At 43.5% G+C, this 3,472-nt stretch carries 5 protein-coding genes; 2 read left to right on the plus strand and 3 right to left on the minus strand.

Annotation, left to right across the window (positions count from 1 at the left end; genetic code table 11):
* Nucleotides 1–438: 438 nt before the first annotated feature.
* Nucleotides 439–1,185, minus strand: coding sequence for a substrate-binding periplasmic protein (locus BUF15_RS26320; protein ID WP_073617336.1), 747 nt, complete (start codon nucleotides 1,183–1,185; stop codon nucleotides 439–441).
* Nucleotides 1,186–1,262: 77 nt separating this feature from the next.
* Nucleotides 1,263–1,628, minus strand: a complete 366-nt coding sequence (locus BUF15_RS26325; protein ID WP_073617338.1) for a helix-turn-helix domain-containing protein — start codon at nucleotides 1,626–1,628, stop codon at nucleotides 1,263–1,265.
* Between the two features lie 28 nt (nucleotides 1,629–1,656).
* Here BUF15_RS26325 and BUF15_RS26330 point away from each other — a divergent pair, with 28 nt between their 5' ends.
* Nucleotides 1,657–1,869, plus strand: a complete 213-nt coding sequence (locus tag BUF15_RS26330) for a helix-turn-helix domain-containing protein (protein ID WP_159441405.1) — start codon at nucleotides 1,657–1,659, stop codon at nucleotides 1,867–1,869.
* Between the two features lie 285 nt (nucleotides 1,870–2,154).
* Entirely contained in the window at nucleotides 2,155–2,451 is a 297-nt protein-coding gene (locus BUF15_RS26335; protein WP_073617340.1) for a hypothetical protein, read from the plus strand.
* A gap of 462 nt (nucleotides 2,452–2,913) precedes the next feature.
* Here BUF15_RS26335 and BUF15_RS26340 read toward each other — a convergent pair whose 3' ends face one another.
* Nucleotides 2,914–3,378, minus strand: coding sequence for a class I SAM-dependent methyltransferase (locus tag BUF15_RS26340; protein ID WP_268753231.1), 465 nt, complete (start codon nucleotides 3,376–3,378; stop codon nucleotides 2,914–2,916).
* Between the last annotated feature and the right edge of the window lie 94 nt (nucleotides 3,379–3,472).

A 3,472-nucleotide genomic window follows, 5' to 3' on the forward strand; every position in this document is an offset into this window, starting at 1 on the left:
CTCTGTTTTCATTGTGCCCTCCCGTGGTCTGGTTTGCCACAATGAAACAGATTGTTAACGATATGAAAAGATGGCGTTTGTTGAGCGCTTACGAATAGTCTCTTCGATCGATACGACTGAATGTATTGAAATCAGAATGATTTAATTGACTATAATGAATCATACTTGTACTCACTTCCAGAAGAGATGATCATCAGTGAATTCGTGTCTGGTTATGTTGTTGAAAATATATCTGTCACCCTTTGTTTTTTTCCATCTAAGAGATTTACATAATTTGAGAAATGATTGATGGGATATGTTGAAAAAAAATGGGGCCTGTTCAAGTTGCTAGTGTGTGCTATTTTTTACAAATCTGGCTCCGTCACTCATTTCGGCTCTAATTGAATCCGTACCTTTTGACTGATGAAGTATTTTGTCATTGGAGTTCATCGAGTATTATCAAAGATAGGTTTGGAGAATTTTATCGTAGACTCCATTATGTTTTAATGTGTCCAACGCAGACTGCCATTGTTGAATTTCCTCATCAGAAATATCTTTACTGCCAACTATATACAATTCAGCTTCTAATATTGGGATGGGTATTTTTTCAAAGACGTCGTCCAGTTTGATATTCAGTAAATGGAGGTTATGTCTCACCCCGAGATCTGCATCACTGATGGCAATATCACATCGTCCTGCTAAAAGCATTTTGTATATTGATAAACCCTTCGTCGCTGTTGAATGTAAGTTGTTAAAGCCTTTTTCTTCTAAGAGATCATGTATCAATCCTGCGTGTCGACAACAGACAGTCAATTTTTCATTCTTAAGATCCGCGAGGCTTTCAATTTTAATCTGACGATCTTTGCGTTTGTAAAAATATATTGATACATCAACCAAGGGGCCAATCCATTTATACTGCGCCTCTCGTTCTGGCGTACGAAACATTGAAAACATCATCGTCTGTGGACGATTTTCAAGAAGAGCTTTCGCTCTCATACTTGGTACGACTTGTAATTCATATTCCTTGTGCATTACCTTAAGAATGCTTTTCACTATTTCGGTCGAAAAGCCGGCAATTTTTTCATCAATTGAATAGTTATAGGGAGGCCATTCCTCTGTGATGATGAGTATTTCATCACTTGCATGCGATACAGTTAATAGAAGATGTATAATGACAGCCCAAATAAATAGAATATTATTCCACATGTCAGAATATCCTCATATTTGCTTGGATGGGCTACAGGATAATGGCCTTGTTTTCGACGATGAACTTAACCTGAAGACTATAAATAGAGCCGATCTGATATCGATTCGAGGAACTTGGTTGTCATTGTGATCATTTTTGAATAGGTGAAGGTTTCCTTCTCTTGCGATAGGTCGATAGCTTTTCTGACTTGTTGCTGAGTACCTGGAGTTTCCTGGAGGAGCAATTCTCCCCTGCCATGCATAAACCAGTCGAATGAGCAACCTGTCGAATCTGCAATTGCTTTTAAGCTTTTCGAGTCTGGAGTAGTGGCGTCAATGCTCTTCCATCTGGAAATGGTTGTTGCGCTAATTCGAGCTGCCTGACTCAATTTTTTGTATAAGTCCAAGTGTTGTTGCAATAAGCCGTATTCTTTAAATAATGTTTTTGTTTGGGTCACACTCATGGCTCATCCAATACTAGCACGTGCACACATGATGACACAAAACGAAATACGAGCAGCAATGATGATTAAGGGTGTCAAGGTTAATGACATCGCAAGAAAGCTGAATCTTGCAAACTCAAACATCATTGTCGTAATCCACGGTCATCGGCCTAACCAGAAAGTGCGTAAGGGAATTGCCGATGCTATCTGCAAATCGGTGTCAGATATATGGCCGGAACTAGCCGAAGGAAGGAAAAAATAAACCTGTCCCCCGGGCGCAATTCGGGCGTTGCAGGTAGCGCTTCTCATCCTAGCAAAGGGAGGCCGGTTTCCGCAATAAAAAACGGGTTGGTAGTACTTTGTATCTATCTGTAAACACGAGTCTGTTTACCGGAAGAAGTTGTGATTGCCAAGGATATGAAACTCCCCAGGGCATACGAGGTGATGGACTTGGTTTTGCGTCACGGTGATGCCGTTGAATTGGAGCGGTTGTTGTCGTGTTCTCCGAAAATTATTCGTGCCTGGTGTCGGGAACCGGAAACGGAAGATGATTTTTTATACAGGCAAGTTCGGGCCGCTAGACCGGCTGCGTACCATCATCGACATGATCAGGGAGGATGACGGAGCTGCAGGCCGTACCTTTCCCCTCGGTCAATATCTGGGTGGTCTATTAGGTGGAGTGTTTGTACCGCTGCCGAATGTTGCCATGGAGCCTGATGTAGAAATGATGCAAAGGGTGTCTGCGGTGATGCTAGAAACTGCCGAGGCGATCGAAGAGGCTCGCAAGGCATGGCTCGACAATATGCCGGGTGAAATCACGAGGCAGGAGAGGGGCTGTGCGTAGCTGAGATTGAGGAGGTGATTGTTGCTTTGATGCAGATGAAACGTTGGGGCAACAGCAGACCGAGCCGGAAGTGAACCAATGCGATCACTGGCAATAGCACTGGTCATTGGACTGCTGTTGATCGTGGGATTCCTGAAACCATCACTTGTACCGAGGCGGTTCAGCGGTACAAGTGCAATCGGCAGGCGATTCGGCGGGCGGTCAATGACGGCAGAATCACGGCCTATAAACCAGGCAAGGAAGTTCGGCTGGTATTGCATGAGGCCGAACTGTGCCTTGTACATGAAGCTGACGGCAGAGCCTGAAAGAACAAGGCGATTGTGTCGATCAAGGTTTTGTTCGATTGTGAGCTGAAGCAATTGATCGAGAATGAAGTGTTGATGGTTATTGGGTGTTGGTGAGGCCCCGGTCGGGGCAATGGCCGGGGCCTTTGCTGGTTTATGGGTTGATGGATTTGATGGATTATTTCTTTGTGAAATTAATTGTGTAGTTTCTATGGGTTCCAAAGATGTGCGACACTTCGAAGCCATGCTGGCAAACCAAATCTTTTAGATCGTCGATAGCCATTTTGTCGGGGTCTCCTGCTAGTTCTGAGATCGATAAAATTCCATCACTTTTTAATACTCTGTGAATTTCTCGCAAATAATAATCTTTGTTTTCGACCTCACCTATGACAGTTACCATGAAAACTCTGTCAAAAAAACTGCTTTCAAGATCAAAATTTAAACCATCTGTTAATTTGTATTCAACGTTTTTGAGCCCTCTTTTAACGAGGCGTTTGCGGGCAAAGTCGAGCATTTCTTGTTGGATATCAAGGAGAAATAGCCGGCCTTGCTTCAGTGTTTTCGCAATGTGTGTGCTGAAGTATCCAGGCCCAGGGCCGATTTCAAGGACGTTGAGATCTTCCTTTAAATCAAGTTGCTCGATTAATTTCCTTTAGGTAAACCCCCGGCTTTGCCGGGGGACTACAAAAGTTTGACGGTTCCTGCAAAATGAAGAAGCCTCCGCTCTCGTGGACCGC

It is taken from the genome of Desulfopila aestuarii DSM 18488 (genome assembly GCF_900143695.1).
Lineage (GTDB): Bacteria > Desulfobacterota > Desulfobulbia > Desulfobulbales > Desulfocapsaceae > Desulfopila > Desulfopila aestuarii.